At 44.0% G+C, this 20,058-nt stretch carries 14 protein-coding genes; 9 read left to right on the top strand and 5 right to left on the bottom strand.

Translation table 11 applies throughout. From position 1 onward, the window contains the following. The first annotated feature begins 47 nt into the window (after positions 1-47). Both BY457_RS09945 and glgP read left to right on the top strand, forming a co-directional pair. Positions 48-1,457, top strand: a complete 1,410-nt coding sequence (locus BY457_RS09945) for a polysaccharide deacetylase family protein (protein ID WP_106153184.1) — start codon at positions 48-50, stop codon at positions 1,455-1,457. Positions 1,458-1,477: 20 nt separating this feature from the next. Beyond that, positions 1,478-5,710 (top strand): alpha-glucan family phosphorylase, encoded by a 4,233-nt coding sequence (gene glgP, locus BY457_RS09950; RefSeq protein ID WP_106153185.1) that lies wholly within the window; start codon positions 1,478-1,480, stop codon positions 5,708-5,710. Between the two features lie 91 nt (positions 5,711-5,801). Here the strand turns inward: glgP and BY457_RS09955 are convergent, their stop codons facing one another. Together BY457_RS09955 and kdsB are read right to left on the bottom strand one after the other, a co-directional pair. After that, positions 5,802-7,820, bottom strand: a complete 2,019-nt coding sequence (locus BY457_RS09955) for an alpha amylase C-terminal domain-containing protein (RefSeq protein WP_106153186.1) — start codon at positions 7,818-7,820, stop codon at positions 5,802-5,804. A 59-nt stretch (positions 7,821-7,879) separates the two neighbouring features. After that, complete coding sequence (kdsB, locus tag BY457_RS09960) at positions 7,880-8,638, bottom strand: 3-deoxy-manno-octulosonate cytidylyltransferase (RefSeq protein ID WP_106153187.1); 759 nt, start codon at positions 8,636-8,638, stop codon at positions 7,880-7,882. 171 nt (positions 8,639-8,809) lie between these two features. Between kdsB and BY457_RS09965 the strand changes: the two genes are divergently transcribed. The 6 genes from BY457_RS09965 (at position 8,810) to groL (ending at position 14,286) form a co-directional block, all read left to right on the top strand. Next, positions 8,810-10,084 (top strand): sigma-54 interaction domain-containing protein, encoded by a 1,275-nt coding sequence (locus tag BY457_RS09965; RefSeq protein WP_106153188.1) that lies wholly within the window; start codon positions 8,810-8,812, stop codon positions 10,082-10,084. Beyond that, positions 10,084-10,605, top strand: a complete 522-nt coding sequence (locus BY457_RS09970; RefSeq protein WP_106153189.1) for an LptE family protein — start codon at positions 10,084-10,086, stop codon at positions 10,603-10,605. Before BY457_RS09965 ends, BY457_RS09970 begins: the two co-directional genes overlap by 1 nt. Before the next feature lie 12 nt (positions 10,606-10,617). Beyond that, the gene (locus tag BY457_RS09975) at positions 10,618-11,634 is read left to right on the top strand and encodes a tetratricopeptide repeat protein (RefSeq protein ID WP_106153190.1); all 1,017 of its coding nucleotides are present in this window, start codon (positions 10,618-10,620) and stop codon (positions 11,632-11,634) included. 11 nt (positions 11,635-11,645) lie between these two features. Further along, positions 11,646-11,999, top strand: coding sequence for a preprotein translocase subunit SecG (gene secG, locus BY457_RS09980; RefSeq protein WP_106153191.1), 354 nt, complete (start codon positions 11,646-11,648; stop codon positions 11,997-11,999). Positions 12,000-12,297: 298 nt separating this feature from the next. Then, a complete protein-coding gene (locus tag BY457_RS09985; RefSeq protein WP_106153192.1) occupies positions 12,298-12,576 on the top strand; it encodes a co-chaperone GroES in 279 nt (92 codons plus the stop codon). 72 nt (positions 12,577-12,648) lie between these two features. Next, complete coding sequence (groL, locus tag BY457_RS09990; RefSeq protein ID WP_106153193.1) at positions 12,649-14,286, top strand: chaperonin GroEL; 1,638 nt, start codon at positions 12,649-12,651, stop codon at positions 14,284-14,286. A gap of 114 nt (positions 14,287-14,400) precedes the next feature. Here groL and BY457_RS09995 read toward each other — a convergent pair whose 3' ends face one another. Next, entirely contained in the window at positions 14,401-15,366 is a 966-nt protein-coding gene (locus BY457_RS09995; RefSeq protein ID WP_106153194.1) for a GDP-mannose 4,6-dehydratase, read from the bottom strand. 384 nt (positions 15,367-15,750) lie between these two features. Between BY457_RS09995 and lepA the strand changes: the two genes are divergently transcribed. After that, positions 15,751-17,538, top strand: a complete 1,788-nt coding sequence (gene lepA / locus BY457_RS10000; protein ID WP_106153195.1) for a translation elongation factor 4 — start codon at positions 15,751-15,753, stop codon at positions 17,536-17,538. A 246-nt stretch (positions 17,539-17,784) separates the two neighbouring features. On the opposite strand, the gene rprY is transcribed toward lepA, so the two are convergent. After that, on the bottom strand, positions 17,785-18,468 hold the full coding sequence (gene rprY, locus BY457_RS10005; RefSeq protein WP_029510703.1) for a response regulator transcription factor RprY: 684 nt from the start codon (positions 18,466-18,468) through the stop codon (positions 17,785-17,787). Then, a complete protein-coding gene (locus BY457_RS10010) occupies positions 18,441-20,042 on the bottom strand; it encodes a sensor histidine kinase (protein WP_106153196.1) in 1,602 nt (533 codons plus the stop codon). Before BY457_RS10010 ends, rprY begins: the two co-directional genes overlap by 28 nt. Between the last annotated feature and the right edge of the window lie 16 nt (positions 20,043-20,058).

The following is a 20,058-nucleotide window of genomic DNA, read 5'->3' on the forward strand; positions in this document are numbered from 1 at the left end:
TTGCAACTTCAAAATTCCTTCTGATACGAAAAGAAAAATATAGAAATATGAAGACAATTTGTTTATACTTTCAGGTTCATCAGCCATTCAGATTCCGGAGGTATCGGTTTTTCGACATTGGCAATGACCATTATTATTTCGATGACTACACCAATGAGTCGATTCTAAATAAAATTGCCGCCAATTGTTACCTGCCGGCCAATAAACTACTCCTTAAACTCCTCACGCAGCACAAAGGAAAGTTTAAAGTTGCTTTCAGCATTACCGGAGTGGCCATGGAGCAATTTAAGCTTTATGCGCCGGAGGTGCTTGACAGTTTCCGGGCTCTGGCAGCAACGGGACAAGTGGAGTTTCTCGCTGAAACTTATGCGCATTCGCTTGTTGCCCTAAAAGATGAGGATGCTTTTAGAAAGCAGGTAACCATGCACAGCGATATGGTTGAGGAACTTTTTGGTCAAAAGCCTTTGGTCTTCAGAAATACCGAGCTTATTTACTCCGATCACATCGGGGATATGGTGGCACGAATGGGCTTTAAAGCCATGCTTACCGAAGGGGCTAAGCATGTTTTGGGATGGAAAAGCCCAAATTTCCTTTATTGCAATGCCATCAATCCACGATTGAAAGTATTGCTCAAAAATTATAAGCTGAGTGATGATATTGCCTTTAGATTTGGCGACAAAGGGTGGCACGAATGGCCGCTTACCAGTAATAAATTTGCAGGATGGCTTAAGGATCTCGATAAGAAAGAAGAAGTGGTGAATCTCTTTATGGATTATGAAACTTTTGGAGAGCATCAGAAAAAGGAATCAGGAGTATTTGAATTTCTGGAATATTTACCGGCAGAAATTCTTAAGCATAAATCTCTGAAGTTCGGGACTCCTTCGGAAGTGGCTGCCCGGTTACAGGTGGTTGCTCCGGTTAATGTTCCCAATCCCATTTCCTGGGCAGACGAGGAACGGGATCTGACGGCCTGGCTTGGAAATGAGATGCAGCAGGAAGCTTTTGACAAACTTTATGCTCAGCTTCCAAAAATGAATCGATGTACCGATTCCAGGCTTTTGAAGGATTGGAATTATTTGCAGTGCAGCGATCATTTTTACTATATGTGTACCAAGTTTTTTTCTGACGGGGATGTACATGCTTATTTTAATCCTTACGAGACGCCCTACGAAGCTTTTATAAATTATATGAATGTGCTGAGCGATTTTGCCATTCGTCTCAATGCGGCCGTTCCCTTCAGCTCTGAGGAAAAGGAGCTTGCCAATCTGTCGGGAATCCTTGAAGAGCGCGACCAGAAAATTAAGAAACTGGAAGAGGAACTTCAAAAGTTGAGGAGTAGAAAGCGAACAAACACTTCCGGAAAAACTTCCAGGAGCGCAGGAACTGCTTCAACTGCAGCTTCCACAAAGGGGAAAAAAGCTCAGAAGAGTGCTGCGAAAACGAAAAGTAAGAAATGAGTTTTGAAATTAAATTTTGAATGATGGATAGTTTTCTGAAGCCGGACTTTGTTTTTGAAACAAGTTGGGAAGTTTGTAATAAAACCGGTGGCATTCACACGGTGCTTTCATCTAAAGCCGGTACTTTAGTGGAACAGTTTCGCGATAATGTAATCTTTATCGGACCCGATGTCTGGCGGGGACAACACAAAAATCCTGAATTTCTGCCCGATCCGGCATTGTTTCCCGGATGGCAGGATGTGCTGGAACGTGAAGGTCTGAGGGTAAAAACAGGGCGTTGGAATATCCCGGGGCAACCTGTTGTTTTTTTGGTTGACTTCAGCCCTTTGGTGACCCGTAAGAATGAGATATTGGCCGGAATGTGGGAGAGCTTTAAACTTGACAGCCTTTCCGGACAATGGGATTATGTGGAGCCTGTTCTTTTTGGGTATGCTGCCGGAATGGTGATCGAAAGTTTCTATAAATTCCGGATCCCTGACAGCGAGAAGGTGGTGGCTCATTTTAATGAGTGGATGACCGGTAGCGGTGCTCTTTATTTGCGAGATAATTTGTTACAGGTTGGAACCATTTTTACCACGCATGCAACGGTGATTGGCCGTTCCCTCGCAGGGCATGGCGCAGATATTTATGAGCAACTGGATGAAATAGATGCCGACTCAAAAGCGGGTGAACTCAATGTTGTTGCCAAGCATTCGATGGAGAAAACCACAGCCTGCAATGTGGATTGTTTTACCACTGTGTCTGAGATTACTGCCCGGGAGTGCGCCCGATTTCTGTCACGCGATGTGGATGTGGTGACACCCAATGGATTTAATAACGGCATTGTGCCCGTGGGTGAGGATTATGAGGTGAAACGTAAAAAAGCAAGAGCCCGGCTCACTCAGGTGGCTGAAGCATTGCTGGGGATAAAGGTTCAGGAGAATGCGATGTTTATAGCCAATAGCGGTCGTTATGAATATCGGAATAAGGGGGCGGATGTGTTTTTGGATGTTCTGAAGAAATTGAATGAGGATCAATCCAACGACCGTGAAATTCTGGCTTTTGTGCTTATCCCTGCCAATACATACGGTCCACGAAAAGATTTAATGACAAGGTTGTCCAAGGGAGATGGACATGACCCATTACCCAATCCTTTTCTTACCCACGGACTTAATGATATTGGCTACGACCCGATTATTAATAAGATTCAGGACATCCACCTTAATAACACTCAGCAGGAACGTGTGAAATTGATTTTTGTGCCCAGTTACCTCAACGGGGACGATGGAATTTTTAATGTTTCCTATTATGATTTACTGATGGGGATGGACCTTACGGTTTTCCCGTCTTACTATGAGCCCTGGGGCTATACTCCGCAGGAAAGTGTGGCGTTTGGTGTTCCAACCATCACAACAACACTTGCCGGTTTCGGTATTTGGGCATCAGGACACTCCGGCGGAATCGCTGATGGTGTTGAAATTGTTCCCAGAACTGACAGTAATTACCACGAAGTGGTGGATCGCATTGCTGATGTTGTGCAACAGTTTTCCTCTGAGAAACCTGCTGCTGTTGATAAATACAGGGAGAAAGCACGTGATTTGTCAAAGTTGCTGGAGTGGGAACTGTTGATAAAGAATTACTATGAGGCTTTTGATGTTGCATTGAAAGAGGTCAATAACCGTCGGGATAAATTCAGATCTGTTAAGCGGGATGTCAGAATTCGCTTTGTCCCCGAAACGAGTCCCGTTCCGGGTTGGAAAAAACTGGTGGTAAAGTCCCGTCTTCCGGAAAGGATTAAAGTATTGCATGAGTTAACACATAACCTTTGGTGGTCGTGGAACTATCCGTTGATGGAGTTGTTTGAAGCCATAGATCCGGAAATATGGGAAGAGGTCCGTAAAAATCCGGTTCAGCTACTGGACAAAGTTTCCTTTGACCGCCTGACAGAATTGGCATCGGACAAGGGATTTGTGGAGAAATTGGATGTAATTTATGCCCGCTTCCGGGAATATATGGATAAGGATTTTACCCAGAATCCGCGTCTTGCCTATTTTAGCATGGAATATGGGTTGAACAGTGTGCTGAAAATTTACTCAGGCGGATTGGGAATTCTTGCCGGGGATTATCTGAAAGAGGCCAGTGATCGCGGAGTGAAAATGGTTGCTGTTGGTCTGCTCTATCGTTTCGGCTATTTTACGCAGACATTGTCGATTAACGGCGAACAGACGGCCGGTTATGAAGCACAGGATTTCTCTCAGTTGCCTCTTGAGGAAGTGCGGGGAGAGGACGGGCATGCTCTTTTTGTTTCCATCGAACTTCCGGGACGCAGCCTGAATGCGAAAGTCTGGAAAGCTCAGGTGGGACGTGTACCCTTGTATTTATTGGATACGGATGTGGATACCAATATTCTCGGAGACCGGCAGATTACCCATCAGTTGTATGGAGGGGACTGGGAAAACAGACTTAAGCAGGAGATTCTCCTGGGGATGGGCGGCATTCGTCTGCTTCAGGCACTTAATGCCCATGTGGACATCTTTCATATAAATGAGGGGCATGCCGCACTCATCAATGTGGAACGACTGGTAAACCTGGTGGAGCAAAAATACAGTTTTGCCGAGGCCATGGAGATTGTCAGAGCTTCCTCTTTGTTTACCACACATACCCCCGTGCCTGCGGGGCATGATAAGTTTGAAGAGGATATGTTCAGGATTTATCTGCGTCATATCCCCGGAAAACTGAATATTTCCTGGGATGATTTTATGGATATGGGGCGTGAGCATCATGGGGGCGATGAAAAGTTTTCCATGAGTGTGCTGGCTGCCAAAACCTCTCAGGAGATGAATGGGGTAAGTGCATTGCATGGCGATGTTTCCCGAAAGATGTTCCGAAACCTTTGGAGCGGCTATTTCCCTGATGAGTTGCATGTGGGGCACGTTACCAACGGAGTGCATTATGGCACCTGGACGGTTTCGGAATGGCAGGAATATTATAAGAAAGTTTTTGGCGATGATTTTCTTTCCGATGTTTCCAATAAGGATTACTGGAAGAGAATTTTTGATGTTCCGGACAGTGAAATATGGGGTATCCGCCACAATTTGCGTAAGAAACTGATGGACTTCATCAGATTGCGTCTGGAGGGAAGTATGTCTAAACGACACGATTCACCCGGTCATATTGTGGAAGTACTCGATATCCTGGACGAGGATGCGCTAACGATTGGATTTGCCAGACGGTTTGCTACCTACAAAAGGGCTCATTTGCTTTTCCGTGATCTGGAGAGATTGTCTGAAATAGTTAATGATTTCGAGCGGCCTGTTCAGTTTATTTTTGCCGGTAAAGCTCACCCTGCTGATGGCGGCGGACAGGCGCTAATCAAACAGATTGTGGAGATATCCAAACAACCTGAATTTATCGGGAAGATTATCTTTTTGGAAAATTACGATATGGAATTGGCCAAACGGCTGGTCAGTGGAGTGGATGTGTGGCTGAATACACCTACCAGACCTCTGGAAGCCTCCGGAACCAGTGGCCAGAAAGCTGAACTCAACGGAGTGCTGAACTTTAGTGTGCTGGATGGCTGGTGGTACGAAGGCTTTGAAGAGGAAGCCGGTTGGAGCCTTACGGAAAAGCGTTCTTTTGAAAATCAGGATTTTCAGGACGACCTGGATGCCGCCACTATTTACAGTATCCTTGAGAATGAGATTGTTCCTCTTTTTTACGATGTGGATAAGAATGATATTCCCACCGGATGGGTTCGCTATATCAAAAACTCTATTGCGCATATTGCACCTCAGTTTACTACCCGTCGTATGATTGATGATTACCTTGACAGGTTTTACAATCCGATGTTTGAGCGACTGGAGAAGTTATGCTTCAACGAATGTGCTCTGGTGCATGACATTGCCGGCTGGAAGCGACATGTTGCTGCCGGCTGGAACGATATTGAACTTGTGGAGGTAAATATGCCGGATATTGCACGTCAGGAACTGGGTATCGGAGATGTTTATACAGTGGATGTTAAGCTCAATCTCAAACATCTGGAGGGTGTCGATGTGGGACTTGAAATGCTGATTGTGGAATCAGTAGAGGAGGAGTTTCCCCCGATTCTGCACAAAGAACCTTTTAAAGTGGTTAAAAAAGAAGGATCCGTTGTTCATTATGAAATGAATTACAAACTGAATCTTCCGGGTTCGTTTAAATTTGGAATCCGGATGTTTCCAAGGAATGAGTTTTTGCCCCATCAACAGGATTTCGGGCTGGTTCGCTGGTTCTGATCCGTGATGTTTTCGGGGTAAGAAAGGAAAAGGGGTTGGTTTTCAATTTTTACGAAAACCAGCCCCTTTTTATTATTGGGTATTGTCACAATTAATAAATGCTGGGCGTTGGTATTTTTTTCAGAATGAGTCCTGTTCGGTTTGGGATATAAAGTTTTAACTGATGTCCGTTGTTCGGATTTCCGCCTACAGGTTCCGTAAAGTATAGAATGTCCGGGTCTATTCGGTCAAAACCGCCGAATTCAGGATTGTCAGAATTCAACAGGATCTTATACTTACCCGGTGCCACGGGAATTCCGTAATCAGGGAATGATGTTTCCGGGTGAAAGTTAAAGACCATCAGGAAATCTCCTCTGTTGAAAACCAATATTTTATCGGTTTCATTGGCCAGGTTGAGATAGGCCGGCAAAGGATCCAGTAGATGCTCATTTACAATCAGGTTGACCATGGCTTGGTCAAAGCTGCCCAGCCATTCGTATTTCAGTTTTTTGTCGTCAGCAAGGCTCCATTGGCGTCTGGCGTATTTGTATGACCAGTTGTTGCCTTCCCGGGGGAAGTCAATCCACTCCGGGTGCCCGAATTCATTACCCATGAAGTTGAGGTAGCCTCCGTTAGCTGTAGTAAGTGTAATCAATCGGATAATCTTATGTAATGAAATGGCACGATCGATGATGAGGTTGGGGGTTTCCTTGCTCATGAAATCATACATTTCCTTGTCGGCAAGCCGGAAAATGATTGTCTTATCACCTACCAGGGCCTGGTCGTGCGATTCTGCGTACGAAATGGTGCGTTCCTCAGGGCGGTGTTGAGAAAGTTCATGAAAAAGAGCCTGCATATTCCAGGTCTCGTCCGGATGATCCTTTATTAGTTTTATCCAAAAATCAGGAACTCCCATGGATAAACGAAAGTCAAATCCCAGACCCCCATCTTCAGGTGGGGCGCCAACACCCGGGAAGCCACTCATTTCCTCTGCTATGGAGATTGCATGTGGCTTCAACTGATGAATCAGATGGTTGGCCAGCATCAGATAGACAAGCGCATTCCGGTCCTGACTTCCGTCAAAATAGTCGTTGTAATTGGTGAAAGCTTTTTCCAGACCGTGGTGGGTATAGAGCATACTTGTTACACCGTCGAACCGATACCCGTCAAAGTGAAACTCTTCAATCCAATAGCGGCAGTTTGACAGCAAAAAAGCCACAACCTCTCTTTTCCCGTAATCGAAACACCGTGAATCCCAGGCGGGATGAAAACCACGTCCACCCGGGTAGAAATATTGATCCAGTGTTCCGTCAAATCTGCTTAAGCCTTCTTCTTCATTTTTCACTGCATGTGAATGTACTATGTCCATGATGACAGCCATTCCCATTTCATGGGCTTTGTTGACAAGGTTTCGAAGTTCTTCCGGAGTGCCAAAACGACTGCTGGGTGCAAAGAAATTAGAAACATGATATCCGAAGCTGCCATAATATGGGTGTTCCTGGACGGCCATGAGCTGAATAACATTGTAGCCCGCTTCTTTAATCCGTGGAAGCACCTTTTCTGTAAATTCATTGTAGGTTCCTACTTTTTCATCTTCCTGAGCCATCCCCACATGAGCCTCATAGATGAGCGGATGTTTGATTTCCGGATGAAAATCCTTGTCGGTCCAGATAAAGGGTTCTTCGGGGTGCCACACCTGGGCACTGAAAAGCAGTGTTTCCGGATCCTGGACTACTCTGCGGGCATATGCCGGCAGACGGAAGCCTGATCCGAACTCCCATTCCACGAAAAGTTTGAAATAATCACCGTGTTTGAACGTGATTTTTGGCAGGAAGATCTCCCATATTCCATGGTCTTTCTGTTGGAGACGATAGGTTTTGTTGGGTTTCCAGTCACAAAAGTCGCCGATGAGGTAGATGGCTGATGCATTGGGAGCCCATTCGCGAAAAACCCATCCTTCACTGTAGGGGTGCAGACCAAAGAAGTGATGGTTACCTGCAAAATGAACGAGCCCGTCGCGGGAATCGGTTATCTCATCAAGAATATCGTTGTATTCGGTTACAGTGGCTTCGATGGCTCCACGATGAGGAGCCAGCCATCCGTCTTTTTCGATTAAGGGAATTTTTTTCATAATACTGGCTTTATCTTGCAATATACTATAATTGCAGATAAAGGGCAGGATTGATTTACTTAAAAAATACCTTTCCTTTTGAGATTTTCAATGTCTTCAGGGGTGTCAACGGACCAGCTTTCAAATTCTGTTTTACGAGTGGAGATGATGTAGCCGTTTTCGAGCCATCTTAATTGTTCCAGTGATTCTGCTTTCTCAAGTATGCCTTGCGGGAGCATTGTGATGTCTCTGAGTACGTCGGTTCTGTAGGCGTACAAGCCAATGTGAATAAAGTATTCGTGCTTCTCATGCCACTCATTTTTCGGGACATTTCGAAAATAAGGAATCGGAGAGCGACTAAAATAGAGTGCCTGGGCATTTTTGTTTAAAACAACTTTTGGTTTATTGGGGTCAAAAAGTTCCTCGCTGTTTTTTAGCGGTTTTACCAGAGTTGCAATTTCTGTATCCGCATTGTGAAAGCAGGAGGTAAGTTTTTCAATTTGTTCCGGATGAATAAAAGGTTCATCTCCCTGAATGTTAACCACCACTTTGTAGTTTTTGCCGGATTCTTTTTCCACCTTGTTGAGTGCCTCGGTACATCGGTCTGTGCCGCTTTGGTGGTCTTCAGAGGTCATTACCACTTTTCCCCCGAAAGCTTTTACTGCGTCGAAGATTCGCTGATCGTCGGTTGCTACCACTACCTGGCTCAGCACTTGTGAAGTCTGATTGTAAACCCGTTGAATCATGGAGAAACCTCCGATGTCGGCCAGTGGCTTTCCCGGGAATCTTGTGGATGCGTAACGGGCGGGAATGACTCCTAAAATATCATCTTTGTTCATCTTGTGTCAGTTTAAAGTGATTTTCCGGATAAATATTGTATTTGATGGTCCGAAAGCAGGGTAAAATTACTATTTTGTTTGGAGAATTTCTATTTTCGGGAGTTTCCAAATTGAAAAACAGATGAAGAATTGTAACTTTGTCAGTTGGTACTGAAAAAATAGCAGTTAAATATGGTCAATATTCAGCAAATCAAGCAACGGTTTGGAATTATAGGTAATTCAGAAGCCCTCAACAGAGCCATTGATGTTGCCGTTCAGGTGGCGCCAACAGATTTGTCGGTGCTTATTACCGGGGAGAGTGGTACCGGAAAGGAGTCTTTTCCGCAAATCATTCATCAGCATAGTATCCGCAAGCATGGTGCCTATGTGGCGGTAAACTGTGGTGCCATTCCGGAAGGTACTATCGATTCGGAGCTTTTTGGCCATGAAAAGGGAGCTTTTACAGGAGCTTACTCCGACCGCAAAGGGTATTTTGAGGAAGCCAATGAGGGAACTATTTTTTTGGATGAAATAGGGGAATTGCCTCTTGCGACTCAGGTGCGCTTGTTGCGTGTGCTTGAAACAGGGGAGTTTATGAGGGTCGGGTCCTCCCGTATTCTCAAGACGAATGTTCGGGTGGTGGCTGCGACCAATGTTAACCTGGAAAAAGCCATACAGGAAGGAGAGTTTCGTGAGGATTTGTTTTACCGGCTCAACTCGGTGCCTATAATAATTCCTCCTTTGCGCGACAGGGTTGAGGATATCTATCTGTTGTTTCGTAAGTTTGCCTCCGATTTTGCCGATCGATACCGTATGCCGGCAGTGAAGCTGGATGAAGGTGCCAGAGAGATGCTTGAACGCTACCGCTGGCCCGGAAACATCAGGCAGTTGAAGAATATTACCGAGCAGATTTCTATCATTGAGAAGGAGCGGGTGTTGACTGCCGCAGATATGGAGAAATACCTGCCTTATCATTCAGGTGGAAACCTGCCTGCCATTGTTGGAAGCAAAGAAAGTTCAAAAGGGACCGATTTCTCCAATGAGAGGGAAATTCTGTACAAAGTGCTTTTTGATATGAAGCGCGATATGAATGACCTAAAAAAACTGGTGCTGGAAATCATGCAACATGGCAATGAAGTGAGCCTGAAAGGAGAAAATGCCGAGATCATTCAGAATCTTTATCAGGAAACGGGAGAAGATTTGCATCGTGCAGCCCCTGTGGTGAATCAGGGAGCTGTGGTGCCTTACAATAAAAATAATTCTACGGCTCCGGTTCATGATGATCATCACATTGAAGATACCGAGGAGTTTGTGGAAGAATCACTTTCTTTGGAAGAGAAAGAGGTGGAACTCATTCAAAAGGCACTGGAGAAACATGGGGGAAGACGTAAGAATGCTGCCAAAGAACTGGGGATTTCGGAGCGAACGCTTTATCGAAAAATAAAAGAACATAATATTGACGGATAATGATTAAAAGAAGAATAAATATGGCATTGGCGGCTTTTATGTTGCTGCTGTTACCTGTGCTGCAGGGATGTGCCATTCAGGTTACATTTGACGGGGCTTCCATTCCGGAAAATGTGAATACGGCCTCGGTACAGCTGTTCGAGAATCGTGCTGCCTATGTAAACCCTGTTCTCAGCCAGACTTTTACCGAAGGATTAAAGGATCGCATTATCAATGGATCAAGGCTTACTTTGGCTGATGGTACCGGTGATGTGGATTTTTCCGGAGAAATTACAGGTTACGATACAGAGCCCCTGGCCATTCAGGCAGATGCAGTTTCTACCGAAACCCGGCTCACGGTCAGAATTAATGTGAGATATGAGAATTTTAAAGACCCGGAGAAAAGCTGGGAGTCTTCTTTCTCGGCCTATCGTGACTTCCCCAGTGAGCAAAACATCACTGCTATTGAGGGAGAACTGGTTGATGAGATCGTAGAGGAACTAACTGAAAACATTTTTAATAAAGCTTTCGCCGACTGGTAAAAATATTGCTCTATGAGCCGCATACGTTTAATTGATTATCTCTCTCATCCTGATAAGCTGGACGAAAAATCCCTTGATACATTACGGGAAGCGCTGGATGCGTACCCGTTTTTTCAGGCGGGACGTATGTTGTGGGTTAAAAATCTTTATCAGTTAGATCATATCCGGTACAATAATGAGTTAAAACTATCGGCTGCTTTTATTCCCGACCGATCAAAACTTTTTTTCCTTATCAATGATGCTTTTTCATCTCTTTCGACACCGGAAGATGAAGATGAGGAGGTGCAGGATGCGGCTGTTTCTCCTGATGTTACCGCTTCAGGCGGAAATACTGCTGATGAGGAGCTGGTGTTGCCTGACAAACCGGAAGAAACAGATGACTCAGAAAACGGGATTGACCGGGTGGTAGGTGCAGAGGCCAACTATTTTGACGTGGATGATTCCTTCACGACCTCTTCGGGAAACCTGGTTGATTTTTCTCTTTCAAGAAGTGAGGATAATGAAAGCCTGACAGAACAGCCGGAGGAAGCTGCGGGAGAAAATCAGTCCCCTGCGGAAGCAGATTTCCTTGATTTAGAAAAGGAGGTAATCTCCTCTGCCTACTCTTTGGAGACAGTCGTGCCGCCGGATGAGCCGGATTTTTCTACACCCCATTCATTTTCCGAATGGCTGGATTTGATGAAATATCAGTCTGCAGAAAGTTCTTCTCCCGTGAAAGAGCAGGATACGTCAGGGATTAAGAAACCGGGCAAGATGGATTTGATTGATAATTTTTTGAATAGTGGTGGAAGTCAAAAACGTATCGTTCCAAAGGAGTCGGGAGAAAGTTCAAATGAGGATTTTTCAGCCCGTAGTGTTGTGGAGAGTGATGATCTGATGACCGAAACACTGGCCAATATCCATATCAAACAAAAAAGATATCAGAAAGCAGTGGAGATATTCGAACGTTTGCGCTTGAAATATCCCGAAAAAAGTGTTTACTTTGCACGTCGTATAAAAGAGATGGAAGATCTTATTAATAATCAGTAATTAAGAAAGATATGTATCAGTTTGTTTCAGTTTTGGTAATTCTGGTGAGTATATTGTTGGTTTTGATAGTACTTGTTCAGAATTCCAAAGGTGGTGGTCTGGCCTCCAATTTTTCGGCCTCTAATCAGGTAATGGGAGTGCGTAAAACGGCCGACTTCCTTGAAAAGGCTACCTGGTCTTTAGCCGGTGGTCTGCTGGTTCTCGCTTTTGTTTCAGTTATGGTATTGCCACGAGGAGAGATGCAATCGGGAGCTGCAATTGATGAAGAAATTCAAAATATGAATGTTCCTTCTCAGGAATTGCCGGACTTTGGTGTGGGTGGCGAGGATGCTGCTACACAAGAGACTGCCGGGGATAGCCTGTAAGAAGCATTTCAAAGGAAAAAATGACAGAGTGTCAGCAGGTGCTGACACTCTTTTTTTTGCTCTTTTTTGAAGGGAGTCTCAAGGGGGTGTTGTTAAGTTGTTGATTCTTACCGATTATTCTGGGTGAGTGAGCGATTATTCGGAATTTATCCTGTGACAGGATTGATGTCTGCTTGTTGAGAATTGTGCAAAAATGTCTGCTTTTCCATGGGGAATACTCCCTTTGGGCCTTTGGCATAGTTTGTGAATAAACAGGCTTCGGAATAATTAATTTGTTTAACGTCTAAATGAAATAGAAATGTCAACATTGAAAGGTAAAATTCTTGCCGGTAAGGTTTTGGTAAAACCACAGGCAGCCGAAGAAAAGACTTCAAGCGGAATTATCATTCCCGATTCAGCAAAAGAAAAGCCATTGAAAGGTGAAGTAGTGCTGACCGGGGCCGATAAAAAAGACGAGCCTATGGAAGTTAAACCCGGTGATGTGGTTTTGTATGGTAAGTATGCCGGAACAGAACTGAATATCGACGGTGAGGATTTTTTGCTCATCTCACAATCCGACATTCTTTACATTGCTTAATTAAGGATTTGAATATTTCGGTAGGATAACCGATTTATCAGAAAAATTAAAACATTAAAAAAAACAAGGAATATGGCTAAAGAAATAAAATTTGATATTGACGCCCGCGAAAGACTTCAGAAGGGTATCGATCAGCTGGCCAACGCTGTAAAAGTTACTTTGGGACCTAAAGGTCGTAATGTGGTTATTGACAAGAAATACGGCGCTCCCCAAATTACCAAAGATGGTGTTACTGTAGCAAAAGAAATAGAGCTTTCTGAACCTTACGCCAATCTGGGTGCCCAGATGGTAAAGGAAGTGGCTTCAAAAACCGGTGATGATGCAGGTGATGGTACCACTACTGCTACCGTTTTGGCTCAGTCTATTGTAAAAGTTGGTCTGAAAAACGTTACTGCAGGTGCCAACCCAATGGAGCTGAAGCGTGGTATCGACCTGGCTGTAGCCAAAGTGGTTGAAAATATCCGCAAACAAGCTCAGGTTGTTGGTGAAGACAATAGCAAAATTGAGCAGGTGGCCCGTATCTCTGCCAACAATGACGAGGAAATTGGTCGTCTGATTGCAGAAGCCATGGAGAAAGTTGGTCATGAAGGGGTTATTACCGTAGAGGAAGCAAAGGGTATTGAAACTACCGTTGAGGTAGTGGAAGGTATGCAATTTGATCGTGGTTATATCTCTCCTTATTTTGTGACCAACACCGAGAAAATGCAGGCCGAACTGGATAATCCATATATCCTTATTCACGACAAGAAAATCAGCACCATGAAGGATTTACTCCCTGTGTTGGAGCAAACTGCCCAATCAGGTCGTCCTTTGTTGATCATCTCGGAAGATGTGGATGGTGAAGCCCTGGCTACATTGGTTGTAAACCGTTTGAGAGGGTCTCTGAAAGTGGCCGCTGTTAAAGCCCCCGGTTTTGGTGATCGTCGTAAAGAAATGTTGCAGGACATCGCTGTGCTGACAGGAGGTACCGTAATCTCTGAAGAGACCGGTTTGAAGCTGGAAAATGCGACCATTGAGATGCTTGGACAGGCTGAGAAAGTTACCATCGATAAGGAAAATACAACTCTTGTTAACGGTCTGGGTGACAAAGATGCCATCGAGCAGCGGGCTCAGCAGATTAAAGCTCAGATTGCCAACACTACTTCAGACTATGACAAAGAGAAGCTTCAGGAGCGTTTGGCTAAACTGGCCGGTGGAGTTGCTGTTCTTTACGTTGGTGCTGCATCAGAGGTTGAGATGAAAGAGAAAAAAGACCGTGTAGATGATGCCCTGAGCGCTACTCGTGCCGCAGTTGAAGAAGGTATCGTTCCTGGTGGAGGTGTGGCTTACATTCGTGCCATTGCTGATCTGGAAGATCTGAAAGGTGAGAATGAAGACCAGACTACCGGCGTGGAGATTGTGAAGCGTGCTATTGAAGAGCCTTTGCGTCAGATTGTTGCCAATGCAGGTAAAGAAGGAGCTGTCATTGTACAGAAAGTTAAAGAGGGTAAAGATGCCTATGGCTATAATGCCCGCATCGACGAATACCAGGACTTCTTTGAGTCTGGCGTAATTGATCCGGCTAAAGTGACCCGTGTGGCCCTTGAGAATGCCGCTTCAATTGCCGGAATGTTCCTCACTACTGAGTGTGTTTTGGTAGAAGAAAAGGAAGATGAACCTGCTCCAATGCCTAACCCGGGAATGGGTGGCGGCATGCCGGGCATGATGTAATCATAACAGAACATTGTCTGTCAAATAAAAAGGGTGCTTTGCGGCACCCTTTTTTAGTTTCATGAAGGTTTCTTATCTGATTTCTTCCTTTTCTATTCTTTATTTCTCTACTCTCTATTCTCTATTCACTAACTTAAACCACTCCACAAAAGCCTTCAGTCCGTCTTCAAGTTTTACCCGGGGGTGGTAACCTAAAAGTTTTTGTGCTTTACTGATGTCGGCAAAAGTTACATCCACATCGCCCGGTTGCATGGGTAAGCGTTTTATCGTCGGCTCAGTGGCCGTGGCTTCAGAAATTTTTGTGACCAAATTTTTAAGTGAAACCGGATGGTTATTTCCCAGATTTACCGTTTCAAAAACCTTATTGTTGGCCATCAGACAGTCAACTGCTCCACAAATACCTGCAACGGTATCGCTGATAAAGGTATAATCCCGTGATGTGGATCCGTCGCCAAAAAGAGTGAGCGGAGTTCCCTCTAACATCATTCTCGTAAACTTATGAATGGCCAGATCCGGGCGCTGACGGGGTCCGTAAACGGTGAAGAAGCGCATGTTTATGATGTCCGTTCCATAGAGATGGTGCCAGGTATGGTTGAGTAATTCACAGGCTTTCTTTGAAAAGGCATAAGGTGAAATAGGATTGTCCACATTAAGCTTTTCGTGCCAGGGAGTTTTTGGATTGTTGCCATATACAGAAGAAGAACTGGCAAAGGCCAGTTTTTTAATCTGATATTTTTCCATGGCACTTAATACAACTCTGGTGCTGGTAATATTGTTCTCAATGTAACTTTGCGGGTCCTGAATGCTGGGCCGTACACCGGCTTTTCCTGCAAGATGGACAACAATGTCTGCCCCTTTTGAGAAAATATTGTTTGTGGTTTCTTCGTTGGTCAGATCATTTTCAAAAAATGTAAAGGAAGGGTGGCTGATGAACCCGGAAATATTGGATTTTTTTATTTGGGGATCGTAGAAGGGGTCGAAGTTGTCAATCCCGGTAACGATATGTCCTTTGCTAAGTAGGGCTTCGGTTAAATGTGAACCAATAAAACCTGCACACCCGGTTACTATAATTTTATACATAATAATCTGTCTTTTTCAAGGTGCTATTTTAAACTATTTTGGTGGCAAATTCAAGTTGGCAAAGGGTTTTATTTTCCAAAGGGCTCTTTTCTTTGGCGAGCGGCATGTTTTTATCGGGATATCAATGTGGTTAAAGTTCCTTACATCTCAATCCTCACCTCTCACCCCTCATCCCTCACCCCTCATCTCTCACTCCTCAACCCACAATCCTCTTTATTCCCGGATCTCATCTGCCTAAAATACGTTTATTTGTGGTTATGCGATTTAATTTGAATATCTTTGCAGCCTGAAATTGGGATAGTAGTTTTTTGTGTAATTGACTGCTATCTTTGCACCGAAGGCAAAGAGCTTTCGTTAAGGTTATTGAAAAACATTTTCTTATATATGGATCACATAAGGAACTTTTGCATTATTGCTCACATTGATCACGGAAAAAGCACCCTGGCAGACAGGTTGCTGGAGCGGACCAATACTGTATCAGACAGGGAGTTGCTTGAGCAAACTCTGGACAGTATGGACCTTGAACGGGAGCGTGGCATTACCATTAAAAGTCATGCCATCCAGATGCAATATCCCAAAGATGATAAGGTTTTTACTTTAAACCTGATTGATACCCCCGGGCACGTGGACTTTTCCTATGAGGTTTCCCGGTCTATTGCCGCATGCGAAGGTGCTTTGCTTATTGTGGATGCCACTCAGGGAATCCAGGCACAAACCATTAGTAACCTGTATCAGGCAGTGGATCACGATTTGACCATTATCCCGGTTCTGAACAAGATGGATATGGATAGTGCCATGCCCGAAGAGGTGGAAGATCAGATCATTGATCTGATTGGTTGTGACCGGAGTGAGATTATCCGTGCAAGCGGAAAAACAGGTATGGGTGCTGATGAGATTCTTGAGGCAATTGTAGCCCGGATTGCCCCTCCGGTGGGTGATCCCAAAGCTCCGCTTCAGGCACTTATTTTCGACTCTGTGTTTAATAGTTTTCGTGGAATCATCGCCTACTTTAAAGTGGTGAACGGAGAGATCAGAAAGGGTGATAAGGTTAAGTTTGTGAACACCGGTAAAGAGTACGAAGCTGATGAAATTGGTACCTTGAAGCTTGGGATGGTTCCGAACAAAGTTCTGAAAACCGGGGATGTGGGGTATATAATTTCCGGCATTAAAACCAGTAAAGAGGTAAAGGTTGGAGATACCATTACCCATGTGGCTCGCCCTTGTGATAAGGCTATTTCAGGGTTTGAGGAGGTTAAGCCCATGGTGTTTGCGGGTGTTTATCCTATTGATACCGATGATTACGAAGATCTGCGTACAGCCATTGAGAAATTGCAACTCAACGATGCATCTCTGACGTTTCAGCCGGAATCATCAGTGGCACTTGGCTTCGGTTTTCGTTGCGGGTTTTTGGGAATGCTTCATATGGAGATTGTTCAGGAGCGTCTGGACCGTGAGTTTGATATGGATGTTATTACAACGGTGCCCAACGTGCCCTATAAAGTTCATACCAAGCAGGGTGAGGTGCTGGAAGTCCATAACCCTTCCGGATTGCCTGAGCCGACGATTATCGACAGGGTAGAGGAGCCTTTCATTAAAGCACAGATTATTACCCAGGCCGATTATATTGGTCCTGTTATGAGCCTGTGTCTGGGAAAACGTGGTGAGTTAATCAATCAACACTATCTTACTTCAGACAGGGTTGAATTGAGTTATGAAATGCCTCTTGCAGAGATTGTTTTTGATTTTTACGATAAGCTGAAGAGTATTTCCAAAGGGTATGCTTCTTTTGATTACTATACCACGGGATACCGCACTTCCAAGCTGGTACGTCTGGATATTTTATTGAACGGCGAACCTGTGGATGCACTTTCTACGCTGACGCACTTTGACAATGCTTATCCTTTTGGTCGCAGGATGTGTGAGAAGCTGAAAGAATTGATTCCCCGTCAGCAATACGATGTGGCTATCCAGGCTGCCATTGGTGCTAAAATTATTGCTCGTGAAACAGTAAAAGCACTTAGAAAAGATGTAACTGCCAAATGTTATGGGGGAGATATATCCCGTAAGCGTAAATTGTTGGAAAAACAGAAGAAAGGAAAGAAGCGGATGAAACAGGTTGGAAATGTGGAAGTACCTCAGAAGGCCTTCCTGTCGATTTTGAAACTCGATTAAACAATTCAAAAGATAGAAAAACCGGAGCAGAAATTCTGTTCCGGTTTTTTATTGCTGTTCATCTTCTTAATATATAACCTGTTAAAATTGTAGGGAGCTCGATTGCAAGAACTTTCTCATTTTGTTTTGATGCAACTATTGCTATTCTTCCATCAATGGCTACCAACAAAAATTCCCGGTCCGTAATACACAAGGTGTACCGAACCGGTTATTTTTTGAAATATCCCGACCAGAGAAGGAGCTTAGTTAAAGAACCAACTTATATCCTTTACCGTGAACATTGATAATTTCAACGGCAGGCTCTTCTTTGAGGTGTTTTCTCAGCTTAGTGATGTAAACGTCCATGCTGCGGGCATTGAAGTAATTGTCGTCCACCCAGATGGTTTTCAATGCAAAGTTGCGCTCAAGCACTTTGTTGGCGTTGTTGCAAAGCAATTTCAACAATTCCGACTCTTTGGTTGTCAGTTTTACAACCTTCTCGCCATCGATTAATTGTTGTTTCTGAGTGTCGAACTTAAACTTTCCGAGCTGGAATACTTCCTGATTGGCCAGTCCGCCTTTGGTTCGGCGCAAAATAGCTTCGATGCGGAACAACAACTCCTCCATGCTGAAAGGCTTTGCGATGTAGTCATCGGCGCCAATTTTAAAGCCCTGGAAGATGTCTTCTTTCATCGATTTTGCGGTAAGGAAGATGATGGGCACATCGGTGTTGACCATTCTTATTTCCTTGGCCAGTGTGAAGCCGTCTTTTTTAGGCATCATGACATCAAAAATACAAACATCGTATTTTTTATTCATGAATGCATCGTAACCTTGTTCACCGTCTGGCATAAGGTCCGTTTCGTAGCCTTTTGCTTCAAGATATTCGCGAAGCAGCATACCTAAGTTCTCATCGTCTTCGGTCAGGAGAATTTTATATTCTTTTTCCATTCCTTGGTACTTTTAAAAGGTAAAAATATTTCAAATTTAGTGCCTGAATTCAGTTCACTTTCAACGTTTATGGTGCCTCCATGGTCTTCCACAATCTTTTTGACGTAGGCCAGACCAAGACCAAAACCTTTCACGTTGTGTATATTGCCGGTGGGTACCCGGTAAAACTTCTCAAAGATACGTTTTAAATTTTCTTTTGAAATACCCAATCCGTTATCCTGTATCGATATTACAATTCCACCTTTGGGTCGGTTCCATGTCTTTACATGAAAAATCGGCTTCCCCCGCCGGTATTTAAGCGCATTGTCCAACAAGTTGTGAATGACGTTGGTAAAATGCACTTCATCCACATAAGCTGTGGGGTTTTTGGCGTCCAGTTTTTCTAAAATCTGGCCGTCTTTGTTTTCAACTTTCAGTTTAAAGTTATTGGTTACGCTGGCAATTAGTTCATTAATATTTACTTTCTTGATCTTCAAACTTCCACTTCCCTTTTCAAAGATAGCCATTTGCAGGACTTTTTCAACCTGAAATCCAAGTCTTTTGCTTTCATCCTGAATGACTCCTGATATATGTTTCAGACTATCAGGGCTTTTGGCAACTGAAATGTCTTTTAACATTTGTGAGGCCAGCGATATTGTGGATATGGGGGTCTTGAATTCATGGGTCATGTTGTTGATGAAATCATTTTTAATCTCATCCAGGCGTTTCTGTTTTACAATAATAATAATTGTAAGAATAGATGCCAGAACCATGATAAGTGTGAATACTGCACTCGGTAGCACCATCCCCATGGATTCCATGATGTAGTTGGGTCTTTGTGGAAAGTAAAGCTGTATGTGATTGGCCTTTGGATGCAGGTCGTTGGGGAAAAGGTATTTCTGGTATATTACATTGGCTTCCTTTTCATCAAAACCGGCAGTGGACATTACCCTGTTGCCTCTGGAATCGACGATTGAGAACTCATAGGGAAGTTTGATTCCCCGCTCTTCAAATTCATTCAAAAGAAAGGCATCCACCAACTCTCTGTCTATTCTCTGGCTGATGGGTACATCATCAAACAGGTCTTTGAGCAAACGGCGGCGTTGTTCCTCCATTTTGTTGCGAACCTGAATCTGAATGTTGTTGAAAGCGGTTGCCAGCGGGTCGGTGGCTTCTGATTTGTTGTAAATCATCGGGGTGGTCTCCCGGTAAGAAAAAACCAGTGAGTCTTTTTTGTAGGTGGATAGCTCTGTATCCATTTTTGAACCCTGGATAAAGAAATCAAATGTGATGTCCATCTGCGGGATCTCCTCGGACTGCAAATTGTTTCTTTTTCCGGAAAAGTATTTGTTTTCTTTCCTGAGATTCTCAGGCAGTTTGTTGATTGGATTGAGTTTTAACTGGGCACCTAACCTGGATGTTTCATTAATCTCAAGTCTGGATATGACCTGATCCATGGTTTGCCGCACGGTTTGGTCAAAATGCTCCTCTTTGATTTTTGTGGCATTCTTAATCCATAGGGTTTGAATGTATATCAACCCTGAAAGAGTGAATGCTATAATAACTGTAAGTACCCAAATGAATTTCCTGCTCATGTTACAAAAATAACGG

The organism is Marinilabilia salmonicolor, assembly GCF_003003035.1.
GTDB classification, from domain to species: Bacteria; Bacteroidota; Bacteroidia; order Bacteroidales; family Marinilabiliaceae; genus Marinilabilia; species Marinilabilia salmonicolor_A.

What these genes read in the sequence shown, in the direction of transcription:
- BY457_RS09945 (WP_106153184.1), top strand. Translation starts at nt 48, where the DNA reads ATGAAGACAATTTGTTTATACTTTCAGGTTCATCAGCCATTCAGATTC.
- glgP (WP_106153185.1), top strand. Translation starts at nt 1,478, where the DNA reads ATGATGGATAGTTTTCTGAAGCCGGACTTTGTTTTTGAAACAAGTTGG.
- BY457_RS09955 (WP_106153186.1), bottom strand. Translation starts at nt 7,820, where the DNA reads ATGAAAAAAATTCCCTTAATCGAAAAAGACGGATGGCTGGCTCCTCAT.
- kdsB (WP_106153187.1), bottom strand. Translation starts at nt 8,638, where the DNA reads ATGAACAAAGATGATATTTTAGGAGTCATTCCCGCCCGTTACGCATCC.
- BY457_RS09965 (WP_106153188.1), top strand. Translation starts at nt 8,810, where the DNA reads ATGGTCAATATTCAGCAAATCAAGCAACGGTTTGGAATTATAGGTAAT.
- BY457_RS09970 (WP_106153189.1), top strand. Translation starts at nt 10,084, where the DNA reads ATGATTAAAAGAAGAATAAATATGGCATTGGCGGCTTTTATGTTGCTG.
- BY457_RS09975 (WP_106153190.1), top strand. Translation starts at nt 10,618, where the DNA reads ATGAGCCGCATACGTTTAATTGATTATCTCTCTCATCCTGATAAGCTG.
- secG (WP_106153191.1), top strand. Translation starts at nt 11,646, where the DNA reads ATGTATCAGTTTGTTTCAGTTTTGGTAATTCTGGTGAGTATATTGTTG.
- BY457_RS09985 (WP_106153192.1), top strand. Translation starts at nt 12,298, where the DNA reads ATGTCAACATTGAAAGGTAAAATTCTTGCCGGTAAGGTTTTGGTAAAA.
- groL (WP_106153193.1), top strand. Translation starts at nt 12,649, where the DNA reads ATGGCTAAAGAAATAAAATTTGATATTGACGCCCGCGAAAGACTTCAG.
- BY457_RS09995 (WP_106153194.1), bottom strand. Translation starts at nt 15,366, where the DNA reads ATGTATAAAATTATAGTAACCGGGTGTGCAGGTTTTATTGGTTCACAT.
- lepA (WP_106153195.1), top strand. Translation starts at nt 15,751, where the DNA reads ATGGATCACATAAGGAACTTTTGCATTATTGCTCACATTGATCACGGA.
- rprY (WP_029510703.1), bottom strand. Translation starts at nt 18,468, where the DNA reads ATGGAAAAAGAATATAAAATTCTCCTGACCGAAGACGATGAGAACTTA.
- BY457_RS10010 (WP_106153196.1), bottom strand. Translation starts at nt 20,042, where the DNA reads ATGAGCAGGAAATTCATTTGGGTACTTACAGTTATTATAGCATTCACT.